The sequence below is a fragment of the Candidatus Hakubella thermalkaliphila genome (assembly GCF_013281975.1).
GTDB classification, from domain to species: Bacteria; Actinomycetota; Humimicrobiia; order Hakubellales; family Hakubellaceae; genus Hakubella; species Hakubella thermalkaliphila.
In genome coordinates, this window is the sequence record NZ_BLRZ01000270.1 from 1 (window position 1) to 1,190 (window position 1,190).

The window sequence follows — 1,190 nt, forward strand, 5'->3', positions numbered from 1 at the left end:
AAAAGCATATAGAATCGTTCTGGGCTTCATCATCTTCCTGACCTCCTATCTTAGGGCAGTTCCCGAAATTATTGGCCTATGCGCTGGGCAGCCCTCTCCCTGTCTTGCAGCCACTTATGATAGCGGGTCTCCTTTTTTTCCAAGGTTATGGTGGCTGCCCAGTAATCACGAGTACCTCCGCTGAACGTTTCGGTATTAAACACCCAGTAGTCCAAATCATGAATCACCCGGTGGGCATAGCGTAGGGCGACCTCTAGTTTCTCCTCCGCGGCAACCTCCAGAAGATCTCTGAAGGCAATGAGGTCCCTCTTTAGGTTTGGGTCGGCAATAAGTGGTAGCAACTGGTCAATTTGCCTGCCGTAGCTTTCCGATAGTTGCTCCACCTCTCTCCACTTGGTAGTGCTCTGGTCAGCGAAGAAGTTGATACTGTCCCATCCAGTCAGACTGTTCAACTTTTTATGCATTTCGCGTACGGCAGCCTGAATCTTCTCCAGGTGCTGCGAGTCTATGCTAGTTTGCATAAGCTCGGCCGCCTTGGTGGCCTGATCTTCCTCCGGTGGCTTCTTGGGCTGGTCAAATAAGGCCAAGGTAGGAATTTCATAATGGGGGTTAGCTCCAGTGAGGTTCCAAATAACCAGGCCGGCTACCGCAACTACTACCAGCAGCAGAAAAGCATACCCAAGATGCCTGGCTTTAGGCATCTTCCTGACCCTCCTCCTCTTCCCAGGTGTCCGTCTTGAACCGGTATTTGCAGTAGGGGCAAATTCCACCCCTGCTGGCCGAGTAGCTGGTGCCACCGCATTTGGGGCAGACAAAAGTCTCCATCTGTCCTCACCTCCCTAGTGCTGGGATAATAATGTATTTCCGTTCCTACTCCGATACGTTGCATTCGTATGATGTCCCTCATCACTCCATGATCTCCTTGACGGCATTATCGCTGTCTGTACACAATCGTCACGCTCTTTCTCTATTACCCATTTTCCCTGTGGTACTTCAGATGCAAAAGTGTGATCTCCGGCCGACAGTTGAAACGCACTGGCGGCGAGATGAGCCCGATGCCCCGGTTGATGTAGACCAGCGTGCTTGGCCCCCGCACCAGCCCACTGGCGTACTTCTGTCCGAAGCAGGAGGGTACCACCGGTGGGCCGATAAAAGGCAAACGCACCTGCCCACCGTGGGTATGGCCACAC

General features: G+C 52.8%; 2 protein-coding genes and 1 pseudogene. All 3 read right to left on the bottom strand.

Annotated elements, in window-relative coordinates; genetic code table 11:
- Positions 1-68 precede the first annotated feature (68 nt).
- The gene (locus tag HW443_RS11460; RefSeq protein ID WP_176231097.1) at positions 69-701 is read right to left on the bottom strand and encodes a hypothetical protein; all 633 of its coding nucleotides are present in this window, start codon (positions 699-701) and stop codon (positions 69-71) included.
- The gene (locus HW443_RS13495; RefSeq protein WP_258187212.1) at positions 694-825 is read right to left on the bottom strand and encodes a hypothetical protein; all 132 of its coding nucleotides are present in this window, start codon (positions 823-825) and stop codon (positions 694-696) included. Before HW443_RS13495 ends, HW443_RS11460 begins: the two co-directional genes overlap by 8 nt.
- A 145-nt stretch (positions 826-970) precedes the next feature.
- Positions 971-1,190: pseudogene (locus HW443_RS11465) on the bottom strand (metallophosphoesterase); the annotation flags it as partial.